Below are 15,343 nucleotides of genomic sequence, written 5' to 3' on the forward strand. Positions count from 1 at the left end.
GCTCGACGGATCGCCTCGCCTGATTGGCGATCCGCGCAGGTGGCACCGAACTTTGTTTGGCCTGCCGGACTCACTTGGCCGTGCAAGGGCAACTCGCCGCGTGTCTGGGCTGCTCGGCGGATCGTCTCGTCGGGTTGGTGGGTCGCGCAGGGTGCAACCGGCCTTTGTTCGGGCTGCCAGGCTCACTCGGCACGGATCGCCTTGTCTGGCAGCGATGCCGTGCAGAAGCAACTCGCCGTGTGTCCGGCCTGCTCGGCGGATCGCCTTGCCTGGTTGGCAAACCGCGCAAGGCCTCCCGGCCGCGGTTGGTGCGAGTTCGCCATGGTGTCAAGCTAAACCGTTGGCTGGTAACCATGTACGGTCAGCGGTCCGCGCAAGCCCGTCGCTACGGGACCTTCTAGGTGACCACAACGGACCCCGGGTCGGTCCGGACTGGGGTGATCGCCGGAAAACGGACACTTCCCGGCTTGCCGAAAGGCTTGTCGGAGGGGGTCTCCGCTGGCCAGACTGTCAGTGCTCCGCGCGGCCGGTACCGCGCCGGAGCACTGGCCCGGTGGCCGCCTCCTCCCTCGATGGCCACCGGGCCGCCTTCCCCTGGCTCGCGCACAGTGACGAACCTGCGTGGAAACCCGAGGTCGCAGCGCTTTCCGTGGCGCCCAAAACAATTCACGCCTCGATCCGTTGGGGCTCCAGAGCGCGCGGATCCTGCTGGACATCCAGGCCGCCTGAGCGCACACTCGGGCTACTTCATACTGCATACAATCTCCAGCGAACAGCGAAGGGGAGGCGGTCGTGATGCCCGAGGTCCGTGAGCTCCGGGACGTCTACGGACGGCGCTACCGGGTCGGGGAAACCGACCTCGAGCTGCTCGGCCGGCCGCGCGCCCGTATCACCTGGCTCGCCGCGGCCGCCATGCTCGCCTCGGGGGTGCAGCAGTACGGCTTCGGCGCGATCGTGCCCGCGCTGAGCCGGGCGCACGGCTGGACGTTCGGCGGGATCGTCCTGTCCTTCGCCCTCTGGGCGATCTGCCAGGCCGGCACCGCGTTCCCGGCGGCGTGGCTGCGCGAACGCGGCCTCCTGCCCGCACCCGCCGCGATGGCGCTCGGCGCCGTGCTGTGCGCCGCCGGCCTGGTCACCCTCGGCCACGCGAGCAGCCTGCTCACCGTCTACCTCGGCTACTCGGTGCTCGGCGGGCTCGGCACCGGCCTCGTCTACGCCACCTGCGTCGGCGCCGTGCTGGCCTGGTTCCCGGACCGCTCCGGGCCGAGCGCCGGGGTCGTCAGCGGTGCCTTCGCCTGGGGGAGCGTGCCGTTCGTCGTGCTGGCCGCGCTGCTCCCGGACGCGCGGGCGGTGCTGCTCGACGGGACCGCCGCCGTGGTGCTCGTCGTGATCGCCGGGTGCGGCGCCCTGCTGCGCTACCCACCGCGGCACTGGTGGCCCGCGACGCCGGAACCGCGCGCCTGGGCCCTGGACAAGGCGCACAACCGGCGCCGGGCGATCCGGCACTACCGGCCCGCCGAACTGTTCCGGTGCGGCACCACGCTCGCGCTCTACCTCGTCGTCGTGCTCGCCGCCGCCGTGCTGCTCTTCGACCTCGCGTACCTGGCGACGTACGTGGCCGGGCGCAGCGGGCCCGGGCTCGCCGCCGCCGCGCTGGCCCTGCTCGCCGCGGCCACCGGGAGCGGCCGGGTCCTCATCGGAGCGCTCGCCGACCGGCTCGGCCGCCGCCGGATCCTGCGGCTGGCCCTGCTCGCCGGCGGGATCGCGCAGTTCGTCCTGTACTACTCGGGTGAGCACCGGCACGCCGTCGGCCTGCTGCTGGGGGTCGCGCTGGCCGGGCTCGGCAACGGCTGCTGCTACACGCTGCTGATCGACCTGGTGCGCGAGTACTTCGGGGAGGAGTCGGCCCTGCAGAACTTCGGGGTGCTCTACAGCGCCAAGGCCGTCGGGGCCGTCGTAGGGGTCGGGCTCGCAGCGTTCGGCTTGGTGGGCGCCTTCGCCGCGGCCGGGATCCTGAGCCTCGCCGGGGCCGTGGCCACCGGGTGGCTCAGCCAGCCCGGCCGCCCGAAGTCGTTGCTGCCCACGGCTCAGCGCCCGGTGGGCGGGACGTCCTCCCGCCCACCGGAACCCGCTCAGCGCGTCGAGTAGGAGTGCGCGCCGGTGCCGGCGAGCTTGCCGCCGTCGACGATCAGGTACTCGTCGCGGATCGGCGACCCGCCGAAGTAGTCCTCCAGGATCTCGCGCGTCCCGGCCGCGTACCGCGCCTGCGCCGAGAGCGACGACCCGGAGATGTGCGGGGTCATGCCCTGGTACGGCATCGTCCGCCACGGGTGGTCGGCGGGCGCGGGCTGCGGGTACCAGACGTCGCCCGCGTAGCCGGCCAGCTGCCCGCTCTCGAGCGCGCGGACCACGGCGTCGCGGTCGGCGATCTTCGCCCGTGCCGTGTTGATCAGGTACGCGCCGCGCTTCATCGACGCGATCAGCTCGTCCCCGAACAGGCCCTCGGTCTCCGGGTGCAGCGGCGCGTTGATCGTCACGACGTCGCAGTGCGGCACCATGTCGGCGGCGTCCGGGTGGAAGGTGAGGTTCAGCTCCCGCTCCACCTCGGCCGGCAGCCGGTGCCGGTCGGTGTAGTGCAGGTGGACGTCGAACGGGGCCAGCCGCCGCAGCACGGCGGTGCCGATCCGCCCGGCCGCGACCGTGCCGATGTGCATGCCCTCGACGTCGTAGGAGCGCGCGACGCAGTCGGCGATGTTCCAGCCGCCGTCCAGCACGACCTGGTGCGAGGGCAGGTAGTTGCGCACCTGCGAGAGGATCATCATCACGACGTGCTCGGCCACGCTGATGCTGTTGCAGTAGGTGACTTCGGCGACCGTGACGCCGTGGGCGATGGCCGCGTCGAGGTCGACGTGGTCCGAGCCGATGCCGGCGGTGACGGCCAGCTTCAGCTTCGGCGCCCGGGCGATCCGCTCGGCGGTGAGGTAGGCGGGCCAGAACGGCTGGGAGATCACGATCTCGGCGTCGGCGAGCTCGCGGTCGAACTCCGAGTCGTCGCCGTCCTTGTCGGAGGTGACGACGAGCGTGTGTCCCTGTGCCTCCAGGAACTTCCGCAGCCCGAGCTCACCGGAAACGCTGCCGAGGAGCTGTCCCGGCGTGAAGTCCACCGCCTGCGGGGTGGGCAGCGTCTGGCCGCCGGGGTAGCCGTCCAGCTGCGGCAGGCCGTCGCGCGGGTAGGTCTTCGGATAGCCGTCCGCCGGGTCGTCGTAGAGCACGCACAGCACCTTTGCCACAGCGTCACACTCCAGGTTTTTGTTGCGGGGTAAGTACTTTCACCGTCCTCCGCGCGCGCGAGGTGGTCAACGTGAAGGTTTCTATCCCGGGATAGGCAGCGGCTATCACGCCTGTTCGGCGAGGTGCCGGTGCAACAACGCGTCGAGCGTGCCGCGGACGTCGACACCGCGGACGACCTCCAGCAGCGCGTGGGCGAGGATCGGCTCGGGCGAACCCGACGTCACCACCAGGCCGATCCGGTGCGACCGCGACGGCGTTTCGAGCGGCACCACCCGCATGCCCGGCGGCACGCCGAACAGGTGCAGCCAGGCGTGGGAGATGACGCTGGACCAGCGGTGCGTGGCGACGTGGGAGTAGAGCGCGGAGACGGTGTCGGTCTCGATCGCCGGCACGACGGTGGCGCCGGCCTCGGCGAACAGCGCGTCGAGCACCCGGCGGTTGCGCATGTGCGGCATGAGCAGGCACAGCGGCAGGGTGGCGACCTCGGCCCAGCGCACCAGGCGGCGCTCGGCCAGCTCGCCGTCGGACGGGGTCAGCAGCAGATACCGCTCCTCGTAGAGCGGGACGCACCGCAGTCCGTGCGGGGTCTCGTCGTCCACATAGGTCAGTCCCGCGTCGAGCTCGAACGCGGACAGGCGGCGGGCGATCTCGTCGGAGGACAACGACTCCAGCGTGACGCGGGCGTGCGGGTGCCGTTCGCAGAAGGGCGCCGTGAGCATCGACATCGCGGTGAGCGCGGTGGGGATGGCGCCGACGCGCAGTACTCCCGAGAGACTGTCGCGCATCGTCGAAAGGTCTTCGTTGAGCGCGTCGCGTTCGGCGAGGATCCGCTGCGCCCACACCAGGACGCGCTCGCCTTCCGGTGTGAGCCCGGCGTAGCGCGCGCCGCGCTGGACGACCTGGGTGCCGAGCTCGCGTTCGAGCTTCCGGATCCCGGCCGACAGCGACGGCTGGGACACGTGGCACGCTTCGGCGGCCCGGGCGAAGTGCTTTTCGCGGGCCAGCGCGACGAGGTATTCGAGCTGGCGCAGGAGCATGCCTTCAGCCTAGGTGAGCGAGCACCGCGGTGACGGCCGCCGGCGGATCCGCCCGGTGGACCGCGGCGAGCTGCCACAGCGGCGGAGCGGCGAACCGCCGCACGGTGACCTCGGGAAACCGCCCCGCGGCGGACGCCGGCAGCACACAGGCGGCCAGCCCGGCCCGCACGAGCGACACGGCGGCGGTGAGGTCGTCGGCCTCCAGGCTGACCCGCCGGTCCGCGAACGCGCGGTCGACGACCTCCCGGATCGCCCAGCCGGCCGGGAAGTCGACGAGCGAAAGCCCGGAGAGATCACCGGGCGCGGAGCGTGAGCCGCCGGGGGCGGTGGCGAGGACGAGTTCTTCGCACGTCAGGGGAGTGGTGACCAGGCCGTCGACGGACTTCGATGACCCCCGAAGCCCGACGCTCAGCCCGATGTCCACAGTAGACTCCGCGACGGCGCATCCCAGGCTTTCCCTGTCCAGCTGGCGGACTTCGACGACCAAGCCCGGGTGCGCGTCCCGCACCGCGGCGAGCACTCGGTGCAGGTCGAGCAGCAATCCCGGGGCCAGGCCCAGCCGGACCCGGCCGTGCACCGGCGAGATCGCGGCCCGCGCTCGTTCCACCGCTTCGAGAGCCGCCCGCGCGGCGGGCACGAAGGCCTCGCCGGCGGGGGTCAGCGCCACGCGGTGCGTGGTGCGGTGGAACAGCGGGGTGCCCAGGTCGCGTTCCAGCGCCCGGACGACGGTGGATACCGTCGACTGCACGGTGTGCAGCCGCTGCGCGGCCGCGGTGAAGCCGCCTTCTTCGGCGACCGCCACCACGACCGCCAGCTGGCGCAGGTCCATCACTTCACCTCGTCGAGCGCGCCGGTCCGTTCGTCGAGGACGTAGCCGCGGACCGCCCGGGTGTGCGGCAGGAACGGGCTGGCCCGCAGCCGCGCAATGCACTGCCGGACGTCCTGGGCCGGGTCGGTGAACGTCTCCGCCGCCCAGCCGGGCCGGATCCCGGTGCGCTCCTCCAGCCGCCGCGCGAACTCCGTGTCGGTGAAGGTGCGCATCCCGCAGTCGCGGTGGTGCAGCAGCACGATCTCGCGGGTGCCGAGCAGGTGCTGGCTGACCGTCAGCGAGCGGATCGCGTCGTCGGTGACGGCGCCGCCGGCGTTGCGGATGACGTGCGCGTCCCCTTCGCGGAGCCCGAGCAGCCGGTAGACGTTCATCCTCGCGTCCATGCATGCGAGAACCGCCAGTTCGAGCCGCGGTTTCGCCGGCATCAGCCGAGGATTTCGCGGGCGAGCGCGGCGGTTTCGCTCGGCGTGCGCCCGACCCGGATCCCGGCCGCCTCCAGGGCCGTCTTCTTCGCCTCGGCCGTGCCGGACGAGCCGGAGACGATCGCGCCCGCGTGCCCCATGGTCCTGCCCTCGGGCGCGGTGAACCCGGCGACGTAGCCGACGACCGGCTTCGACACGTTGGCACGCACGAATTCCGCGGCCCGCTCCTCGGCGTCGCCGCCGATCTCGCCGATCAGCACGATCAGGTCGGTGTCCGGGTCCTTTTCGAACGCCTCGACGGCGTCGATGTGCGTGGTCCCGATGATCGGGTCGCCGCCGATCCCGACGCAGGTGGAGAACCCGATGTCCCGCAGCTCGTGCATGAGCTGGTAGGTCAGGGTGCCGGACTTCGAGACGAGGCCGATCCGGCCCGGCCCGGTGATGTCGGCCGGGATGATCCCGGCGTTCGACTTGCCGGGCGAGATGACGCCGGGGCAGTTCGGCCCGATGATCCGGGTCCGCCCGCCCGCGGCGACGGCGTGCGCCCAGAGCCGCGCGGTGTCGTGCACGGGCACGCCCTCGGTGATCACCACCACGAGCCCGATCCCGGCGTCGACGGCTTCGACCACGGCGTCCTCGACGAACGGCGGCGGCACGAACAGCACGCAGACGTCCGCGCCGGTCCCGGCCATCGAGTCGGCGACGCTGCCGAAGACGGGCAGCCGCGCCGAGCCGATCTCCACGTGCTGCCCGGCTTTACGCGGGTTCACCCCGCCGACGACGTTCGTCCCGGCGGCCAGCATCCGCCGCGTGTGCTTCGCGCCTTCGGTGCCGGTGATGCCCGAGACGACGATCCGGCTGTTCTTGTCCAGGAAGATGGCCACGGTTCAGACCTCCGCGATCGCGAGCTTCGCCGCTTCGCGGGCGGCGTCGTCCATGGTGGCCACCACGGTGACCAGCGGGTGGGCGGCTTGTTCGAGGATCAGCCTGCCTTCGGCCACGTTGTTGCCGTCGAGCCGCACGACCAGCGGTTTCGTGGCCCGGTCGCCGAGGACCTCCAGCGAGCGCACGATCCCGGTCGCCACCGCGTCGCAGGCGGTGATGCCGCCGAAGACGTTGACGAACACGCTGCGCACCTGCGAATCGCCGAGGATCACGCTCAGCCCGGCGACCATCACCTCGGCCGAGGCGCCGCCACCGATGTCGAGGAAGTTCGCCGGGCCGCGCGCGCCGGCTTCGGCCGCGGCCGCCGCGACGACGTCCAAAGTGGACATCACGAGGCCGGCGCCGTTGCCGATCACGCCGATGTCGCCGTCCAGCTTGACGTAGTTGAGGCCCTGCTGCCGCGCGGACCATTCCAGCGGGTCGCCGTCGTGGGGGTCGTCGAAGGACGCCGGGCGGCGGAAGTCCGCGTTGTCGTCGAGGGTGATCTTGCCGTCCAGGGCGACGATCCCGGTGGTCGTGCGGGCCAAGGGGTTGACCTCGACCAGCGTGGCGTCCTCGGCGACGAAGACGTCCCACAGCTTCCGGACGACTTCCGCGGCTTCCTCCCGTACGTCCGGCGGAAAGGCCGCGGCGACGGCCGAGGCGTCCACCCCGTCCCGGGGGTTCACCGGAACCCGCAGCAGGGCTTCGGGTTTGGTCGCGGCCACCTCTTCGATCTCCATGCCGCCTTCGGTCGACGCCATGGCCAGGAACGTGCGCCCGGCGCGGTCGAGCAGGAACGAGACGTAGTACTCCTCGGCGATCTCGCTCGCCTCGGTGACGAGTACCCGGTGGACGGTGTGCCCCTTGATGTCCATGCCGAGGATGTCGTCGGCGGCCTGCTCGGCGTCGTCGGCCGTGTGCACGACGCGCACCCCGCCGGCCTTGCCGCGGCCGCCGGTCTTCACCTGGGCTTTGACCACCACCGGCCCGCCGAGCGACGCGGCGGCCTCACGGGCCGCGGCGGGATCGGCGGCGACGCGGCCGCGGGGGACCGGCACGTCGTGTTTCTCGAAGAGATCTCGGGCTTCGTGTTCGAAGAGGTCCATGCGGGAGCGTCCTTTCCGCGGCGCTGCAGGGCAAGGAGGTCCGCCGTGTCCGGGCAGGCGATCGCACCCCTCGGGGCCGGGGAAAAACCCTGCGGATGGGCCTGGACACGGGCTGCCAGAAGGGTGACTATATGCCTACCCCATACGGTATGCAATCTACAGTCTGCCGCGAAGAGGCGCCTGACCTCGACGGACAGGGGAGCGGCGACGAGCGATCGCCCGGGTCAGAGAAGACCCGGCGTGGACCAGAGGAGTCGAGCGAATGACAACCACAGGCACCACCGCGGGGGAAGCAGCCCGAGCGACGAACGGCGCCGAACCCGCGCCGGCGGAGATCTCGGGCGGGCACCTGGTGGCCAAGGCCCTCAAGGCCGAAGGCGTCGACACCATCTTCACGCTCTGCGGCGGCCACATCATCGACATCTACGACGGCTGCGTCGACGAGGGCATCAAGGTCATCGACGTCCGGCACGAGCAGGTCGCCGCCCACGCCGCCGACGGCTACGCCCGGATCACCGGCAAGCCCGGCTGCGCGGTCGTCACCGCCGGGCCCGGCACGACCGACGCGGTCACCGGCGTCGCCAACGCCCTGCGCGCGGAGAGCCCGATGCTGCTCATCGGCGGCCAGGGCGCGCTGACCCAGCACAAGATGGGGTCCCTGCAGGACCTCCCGCACGTGGACATGATGACGCCGATCACCAAGTTCGCCGCCACCGTGCCGCACACCGCCCGCGTCGCCGACCTGGTGTCGATGGCGTTCCGCGAGGCCTACGCCGGTGCGCCCGGGCCGTCGTTCCTGGAGATCCCGCGTGACGTCCTCGACGCGCGTGTCCCGTTGGACAAGGCGCGCATCCCCGAATCGGGCCGGTACCGGGCGTCCACGCGCAACGCGGGCGACCCCGCGGACATCGAGAAGCTGGCCGATCTGCTCGTGCAAGCCAAGAAACCGGCGATCCTGCTTGGCAGCCAGGTCTGGACGACCCGCGCGACCGGGCCCGCCGTGGACCTCGTGCGCACCCTGAACGTCCCGGCGTACATGAACGGCGCCGGCCGCGGCACGCTGCCGCCGGGCGACCCGCACCACTTCCAGCTCTCGCGGCGGTACGCCTTCGACAACGCCGACGTCATCGTCATCGTCGGCACGCCGTTCGACTTCCGGATGGGCTACGGCAAGCGGCTGTCGCCGGACGCCACCGTCGTCCAGATCGACCTCGACTACCGGACCGTCGGGAAGAACCGGGACATCGACCTCGGCATCGTCGGGGACGCCGGCCAGGTGCTGGCCGCGGTCGCCGAGGCCGCGTCGGGCCGCACCGACAACGGCTCGGTCGGGCGCAAGGTCTGGCTCGAAGAGCTGCAGGCCGTGGAGGAGAAGGCGAAGCAGAAGCGGCTGCCGCTGCAGCACTCCGACGCGACGCCGATCCACCCGTACCGGCTGGTGCACGAGATCAACGAGTTCCTCACCGAGGACTCGATCTACATCGGCGACGGCGGCGACATCGTCACGTTCTCCGGCCAGGTCGTCCAGCCCAAGTCGCCCGGCCACTGGATGGACCCCGGTCCACTCGGGACGCTCGGCGTCGGCATCCCGTTCGTGCTGGCCGCCAAGCACGCTCGCCCCGACAAGGAGGTCGTCGCCCTGTTCGGCGACGGCGCGTTCAGCCTCACCGGCTGGGACTTCGAGACGCTCGTGCGGTTCGACCTGCCGTTCGTCGGGATCGTCGGCAACAACTCGTCGATGAACCAGATCCGCTACGGCCAGGCCGCGAAGTACGGCCTCCCGCGCGAGCGCGTCGGCAACACCCTCGGCGACGTCCGCTACGACGAGTTCGCCCGGATGCTCGGCGGTTACGGCGAAGAGGTCCGCGACCCGGCCGGCATCGCGCCCGCGCTGCAGCGGGCCCGCGAGTCGGGCAAGCCGTCGCTGATCAACGTCTGGGTCGACCCGGACGTGTACGCCCCCGGAACCATGAACCAGACCATGTACAAGTGAGCGGAGGACAAGTCATGGGTAAGGCACTCGACGGCGTCCGCGTCCTCGACATGACGCACGTGCAGTCCGGTCCGTCGTCCACGCAGCTGCTCGCCTGGCTCGGCGCGGACGTGATCAAGCTGGAAACCCCCGGGCGGGGCGACATCACGCGCGGTCAGCTGCGCGATCTGCCCGGAGTGGACAGTCTCTACTTCACGATGCTGAACGCCAACAAGCGCAGCATCACCCTCAACATGAAGAGCGACGAAGGCAAGGAAGTCTTCGAAAAGCTCGTGTCCGGAGTGGACGTCCTGGTCGAGAACTTCGGCCCGGGTGTCGTCGACCGGTTCGGCTACCCGTGGGAGAAGCTGGCCGCGCTCAACCCGCGGCTGATCTACGCGTCCATCAAGGGGTTCGGCCCCGGCCGCTACGCCGACTTCAAGGCCTACGAGGTGATCGCGCAGGCCATGGGCGGCGCGATGAGCACCACCGGTTTCGAGGACGGCCCGCCGACCGCGACCGGCGCGCAGATCGGCGACTCCGGCACCGGCATCCACCTGGTGGCCGCCATCCTCGCCGCGCTGTACCAGCGCACCGGCACCGGCCGCGGCCAGCGCGTCCAGGTCGCCATGCAGGACGCCGTGCTCAACCTGTGCCGGGTCAAGCTGCGCGACCAGCAGCGCCTGGCGCACGGGCCGCTCGGCGAGTACCCGAACGACCACTTCGGCGACGAGGTCCCGCGCTCGGGCAACGCCTCCGGCGGCGGCCAGCCGGGCTGGGCGGTGCGGTGCGCGCCGGGCGGCCCGAACGACTACATCTACGTGATCATCCAGCCGGTCGGCTGGGCCCCGCTCACGCGGCTGCTCGGCAAACCGGAGCTGGCCGAAGACCCGGCCTGGTCCACCCCGGAGGTCCGGCTGTCCAAACTGGACAAGGTGTTCGCGCTCGTCGAGGAGTGGACCGAGACGCACACCAAGTGGGAGGTGATGGAGGCGCTCAACGCCCACAACATCCCCTGCGGCCCCATCCTCTCGACCCAGGAGCTGATCGAGGACGACACCCTCGCCGCGCTCGGCTCGGTCGTCGAGGTCGCGCACCCGGAGCGCGGCAGCTTCAAGACCGTCGGCTGCCCGCTCAAGCTGTCGGACTCGCCGGTCGAGATCGAACGCTCGCCGCTGCTGAGCGAGCACACCGACGAGGTGCTCGGCGAGCTCGGCTACGGCGAGGCCGAGCTGGAGAAGCTCCGTTCGGCTGGGGTGATCTGAGTGGCGGATCGCGCGGCGGTCGAGAAGATCCTCGCCCAGGTCGCGGCCGAAGGCCGGTCTTCGCTGACCGCGCCCGAGGGGCGTGCGGTGTGCGAGGCGTACGGCATCCCGACCCCGGCCGAACGGCTGGCGGCCACGGCGGAGGACGCCGTGACCCACGCCCTGGAGATCGGGCTGCCGGTGGTGCTCAAGATCGTCTCGCCGGACATCCTGCACAAGACCGAGGCCGGTGGCGTCCTCGTCGGGCTCACCGATCCCGAGGCGGTGTCGGCGGGCTTCACGAAGATCGTCGAAAACGCCAAGGCCTACAACGCCGATGCCGAGATCCTCGGCGTCCAGGTGCAGCGGATGCTCACCGAGGGCCAGGAGGTGATCATCGGGTCGGTCACGGACCCGACGTTCGGCAAGATCGTCGCGTTCGGTCTCGGCGGCGTGCTCGTCGAGGTCCTCAAGGACGTCACGTTCCGGCTCGCGCCGACGAGCACCGGGGAAGCGCTCTCGATGATCGACGGCATCCAGGCCGCGGAGATCCTCCGGGGCGTCCGCGGCGCCGAACCGGTCGACCGGGACGCGCTGGCCGGGGTGATCCACGCCCTCGGGGAGCTGGTCACCGACTTCCCGCAGCTGTCCGAAGTGGACCTCAACCCGGTGCTCGCGACGCCGTCCGGCGCGACCGCCGTCGACGTCCGGATCCTCGTCGACCCGGACGCGGCGAAGGAGCCGGTCCGGTTCACCCAGGAGGAGATCCTCGCGTCGATGACGCGGATCATGCGGCCGTCGTCGATCGCGGTGATCGGCGCGTCCGCCGAGGCCGGCAAGATCGGCAACTCGGTGATGAAGAACCTGGTCAACGGCGGGTACGCGGGGGAGATCCACCCGATCAACCCGAAGGCCGCCGAGATCCTCGACCGCAAGGCCTACGCGAGCATCAGCGACGTCCCGGGCGACGTCGACGTCGCGGTCTTCGCCATCCCGGCGAAGTTCGTCCCCGCGGCGCTGGAGGAGGCGGGCGCGAAGGGCGTCGCCGGCGCCATCCTCATCCCGTCGGGCTTCGGCGAGACCGGCAACATCGCGCTGCAGGACGAGGTCGTCGCGATCGCGCGCAAGCACGGCGTGCGCGTCCTCGGGCCGAACATCTACGGCTACTACTACACGCCGGTGAACCTGTCGGCGACGTTCTGCACGCCCTACGACGTCAAAGGAGGCGTGGCGCTCTCGTCGCAGAGCGGCGGGATCGGGATGGCGATCCTCGGGTTCAGCCGCTCGGCGAAGATGGGCGTGTCCTCGATCGTCGGCGTAGGGAACAAGGCCGACATCGACGAGGACGACCTGCTCACCTTCTTCGAGCAGGACGAGCACACCGAGCTCATCGCCATGCACCTCGAGGACCTCAAGGACGGCCGGACGTTCGCGGAGACGGCGAAGCGGGTGTCCCGGCGCAAGCCGATCGTCGTGCTCAAGGCCGGCCGGACGTCGCAGGGTGCGAAGGCGGCGAGCTCCCACACCGGCGCGCTGGCCGGGAACGACAAGGTGTACGACGACATCCTGCGCCAGAGCGGCGTGATCCGGGCGCCCGGGCTGAACGACATGCTCGAGTACGCCAGGGGCATCCCGCTGCTGCCGACGCCGGAGGGCGAGAACGTCGTCATCATCACCGGTGCCGGCGGGTCCGGCGTGCTGCTCTCGGACGCCTGCGTCGACAACGGACTGAGCCTGATGGAGATCCCGCCCGACCTCGACACGGCGTTCCGGAAGTTCATCCCGCCGTTCGGCGCGGCGGGCAACCCGGTGGACATCACCGGCGGCGAGCCGCCCTCGACCTACCGCAACACGATCGCGCTGGGCCTCGAGGACGACCGCATCCACGCCCTGATCCTGGGCTACTGGCACACCATCGTCACCCCGCCCATGGTGTTCGCCGAGCTGGTTTCCGAGGTCGTCGCCGAGTACCGCGCGAAGGGCATCCACAAGCCCGTCGTCGCGTCGCTCTCGGGTGACGTCGAGGTCGAGGAAGCCAGCGACTACCTCTACCAGCACGGGGTCGTGGCCTATCCGTACACGACCGAAAAGCCCGTCGCCGTGCTCGGCGCGAAGTACCGGTGGGCGCGGGCCGCGGGACTGCTTTGAAGTACCTCCACAGGGGCTGTTCCACCGACGAGGAAAGGACGAAGATCCACCGCACGACTGCACGCAGAGGGACCACCAGTGCTTTCGGGGGTCCGGGTGGCGAAGCCCCCGGCCCGGGGCGAAGCACCGGCTAATTTCAGTCAACGGTGACGAAAGAGAACTCTTATGACCGCAGCGACGTACCAGGAGATCGTTGACGAGAACGGACGGGTGTATCGAGTAGGCGAGACGCCACAGGACATCATGGGGCGTTCGCGAAGCTGGATGGTGTGGCTGCCCTGGATCGCCATGATGGCGGTCAGTGTCTTCGAATACGGCTGGGGCGCCGTCGAAGGCACGCTGGAGGACAAGTACGGCTGGTCACTCTCCGACGCGTTCTGGCTGGCCAGCATCTGGGCCGTGTTCCAGGCCGGCGTCGCGTTCCCGGCGGGCCGGCTGCGCGAGAAGAACATCATGTCGGCGAAGACGGCCATGCTGGCCGGGGCGGTGTGCAGCGGCATCGGCTACTTCACCATCTCCCACAGCGGCAACCTGGCCGTGGCCTTCATCGGGTACGCCGTGCTCGGCGGCACCGGGGCCGGGCTGGTCTACGCGACCTGCATCAACATGGTCGGCAAGTGGTACCCCGAGAAGCGGGGTGCACGGACGGGCTTCGTCAACGGCGGGTTCGCCTACGGCGCCGTCCCGTTCATCTACGTGTTCGCCGCGTTCCTGACGCCGACGAACTATTCGGTGATCCTCGACGTCATCGGCGTCTACATGCTGCTGGTCGTCGGGGTCTGCGGGTTCCTGTTCAAGGACCCGCCGAAGAGCTGGTGGCCGAAGGAGGTCGACCCGAAGAACTGGGCCGCGAACCGGCGGACCAACAGCGGCGGCCTGGCCAAGAACCCGCCCGCGGTGAAGCAGTTCTCCCCGATGGAGGCGATCCGGACCGGCATGCTCCCGCTGATGTGGGTGTGCCTGGTGATCATCGGCGGGGTTTCGCTGTTCGGCATCAACTTCCAGGTGCCCTTCGCCAAGGAAAGCGGTTTCGGGGCGTTCGTCGCGGCGTCGTCGGCCGGTGTGCTGTCGATCGTCAACGGCACCGGGCGTGCCGTCGTCGGCTGGGTTTCCGACCGGCTCGGCCGCCGGCAGACGCTCACCATCGTGCTGGTGATCGCGGGTGGCGCGCAGTTCGGCGTGATGTACGCCGGCAACACGCACAACCTGGTCCTGTTCATGGTGTTCGCGTTCCTGACCGGGTTCGGCGGCGGCGCGTTCTACCCGCTGTTCGCGGCGCTCGTGCCGGACTACTTCGGCGAGAACAACAACGCGTCGAACTACGGCCTGGTCTACAGCGCGAAACTGATCGGTGGCGTCGGCGGTGGTGGCCTCGCCGCGGGGGTCATCAGCGCGTGGGGCTACACCGGCGCGTACATCCTCGCCGGGTGCATCGCGCTGCTTTCGGCGGTGCTGACGCTGTTCCTGCGCCAGCCCGGCCGGCCACGCAACCAGCTCGCCGAAACCGAGCTGGTTGCGCGACCTTCCGCCGCTACGGGCGGCTGATCCGGGTAACTCGCGCCCCGGCCCTGGGGAAATCAGGGCCGGGGCGCGTCCGGACGTTCGTGGTAGGCCTGGCGGGTCTTTTCGGTGTGCCGGCTCATGATCTGCTCGGCGGCTTCGGCGTCCTTGTCGGAGATGGCGTGGATCAGCTCGTCGTGCTCGTTCCACGCGTCGTGGCCGCGGGGGCGCGCGATCGGCGTGTAGTACCAGCGGACGCGCCGGTCGACCAGGCCGATCAGCTCCGCCAGGACGGCGTTGCCGGACAGCTGGGTGATGAACGCGTGCAGGGCGGCGTTCGCCGTGACGAGCCCTTCGGTGTCCTCGTCGGCGAGCGCCTTGACGCCGGTGTTCTGCAGTTCCCACAGGCGTTTGACGTCGTCGGCCGTGGCCCGGCCGGCGGCGAGCTTCGCGGAGTGCGTCTCCAGCACGCTGCGGACGCTCAGCAGCTGGTCGGCCTCCTCGTCGGTGGGCAGGTGCACGAACGCGCCCTGCGCGGGCCGGAGGTCGACCCAGCCCTCGCTCTGCAGGCGCTGCAGGGCTTCCCGGACCGGCTGGCGGCTGACGCCCAGGTATTCGGCCAGGTCGGCCTCGACCAGGTGCTGCCCGGGTTCGAGGGTGCGGTTGATGATCAGCTCGGCGAGGGCCTCGTAGACGACCTGGCGCAGCGGTGCCGGCCGCTCGACGCGCTTGCCGGCGGTCGAGCTGAGCGAGCCCTTGGCCGTGCGCCGGCCGGTCGGGCCACGGTCGGGGAGCGGGGAAGCGGGCTGGCTCACGGGACACCTCGAGACGGAGTGGTACGCGACTGTCGACCTTCAGGATACAGGT

At 70.7% G+C, this 15,343-nt stretch carries 12 protein-coding genes; 5 read left to right on the top strand and 7 right to left on the bottom strand.

Annotation, left to right across the window (positions count from 1 at the left end):
• Positions 1-795 precede the first annotated feature (795 nt).
• Positions 796-2,148, top strand: coding sequence for an OFA family MFS transporter (locus VA596_RS15965; RefSeq protein ID WP_323327782.1), 1,353 nt, complete (start codon positions 796-798; stop codon positions 2,146-2,148).
• Here VA596_RS15965 and VA596_RS15970 read toward each other — a convergent pair.
• From VA596_RS15970 to sucC, 6 genes are all read right to left on the bottom strand, one after another.
• The gene (locus tag VA596_RS15970) at positions 2,133-3,290 is read right to left on the bottom strand and encodes an NAD-dependent formate dehydrogenase (protein ID WP_323327784.1); all 1,158 of its coding nucleotides are present in this window, start codon (positions 3,288-3,290) and stop codon (positions 2,133-2,135) included. The genes VA596_RS15965 and VA596_RS15970 overlap by 16 nt on opposite strands.
• A 105-nt stretch (positions 3,291-3,395) precedes the next feature.
• On the bottom strand, positions 3,396-4,328 hold the full coding sequence (locus VA596_RS15975) for a LysR family transcriptional regulator (RefSeq protein ID WP_323327785.1): 933 nt from the start codon (positions 4,326-4,328) through the stop codon (positions 3,396-3,398).
• Positions 4,329-4,332: 4 nt separating this feature from the next.
• Entirely contained in the window at positions 4,333-5,157 is an 825-nt protein-coding gene (locus VA596_RS15980; protein WP_323327786.1) for a LysR family transcriptional regulator, read from the bottom strand.
• Positions 5,157-5,582, bottom strand: a complete 426-nt coding sequence (locus tag VA596_RS15985) for a beta-class carbonic anhydrase (RefSeq protein WP_323327788.1) — start codon at positions 5,580-5,582, stop codon at positions 5,157-5,159. The genes VA596_RS15980 and VA596_RS15985 overlap by 1 nt, the downstream gene beginning before the upstream one ends.
• Positions 5,582-6,463: a succinate--CoA ligase subunit alpha gene (sucD, locus tag VA596_RS15990; RefSeq protein ID WP_323327790.1), complete on the bottom strand. Its 882-nt coding sequence runs from the start codon at positions 6,461-6,463 to the stop codon at positions 5,582-5,584. The genes VA596_RS15985 and sucD overlap by 1 nt, the downstream gene beginning before the upstream one ends.
• Before the next feature lie 3 nt (positions 6,464-6,466).
• A complete protein-coding gene (gene sucC, locus VA596_RS15995) occupies positions 6,467-7,612 on the bottom strand; it encodes an ADP-forming succinate--CoA ligase subunit beta (protein ID WP_323327792.1) in 1,146 nt (381 codons plus the stop codon).
• Between the two features lie 262 nt (positions 7,613-7,874).
• Between sucC and VA596_RS16000 the strand changes: the two genes are divergently transcribed.
• From VA596_RS16000 to VA596_RS16015, 4 genes are all read left to right on the top strand, one after another.
• Entirely contained in the window at positions 7,875-9,605 is a 1,731-nt protein-coding gene (locus VA596_RS16000) for a thiamine pyrophosphate-binding protein (RefSeq protein WP_323327794.1), read from the top strand.
• 14 nt (positions 9,606-9,619) lie between these two features.
• Entirely contained in the window at positions 9,620-10,849 is a 1,230-nt protein-coding gene (frc, locus tag VA596_RS16005; RefSeq protein WP_323327796.1) for a formyl-CoA transferase, read from the top strand.
• Complete coding sequence (locus tag VA596_RS16010; protein ID WP_323327798.1) at positions 10,850-12,976, top strand: acetate--CoA ligase family protein; 2,127 nt, start codon at positions 10,850-10,852, stop codon at positions 12,974-12,976.
• Between the two features lie 165 nt (positions 12,977-13,141).
• Positions 13,142-14,521 (top strand): OFA family MFS transporter, encoded by a 1,380-nt coding sequence (locus VA596_RS16015; RefSeq protein ID WP_323327800.1) that lies wholly within the window; start codon positions 13,142-13,144, stop codon positions 14,519-14,521.
• Between the two features lie 32 nt (positions 14,522-14,553).
• Here VA596_RS16015 and VA596_RS16020 read toward each other — a convergent pair whose 3' ends face one another.
• On the bottom strand, positions 14,554-15,291 hold the full coding sequence (locus tag VA596_RS16020; RefSeq protein ID WP_323327802.1) for a GntR family transcriptional regulator: 738 nt from the start codon (positions 15,289-15,291) through the stop codon (positions 14,554-14,556).
• Positions 15,292-15,343 lie beyond the last annotated feature (52 nt).

The organism is Amycolatopsis heterodermiae, assembly GCF_034929455.1.
In the GTDB taxonomy this organism is placed as follows: Bacteria; Actinomycetota; Actinomycetes; order Mycobacteriales; family Pseudonocardiaceae; genus Amycolatopsis; species Amycolatopsis heterodermiae.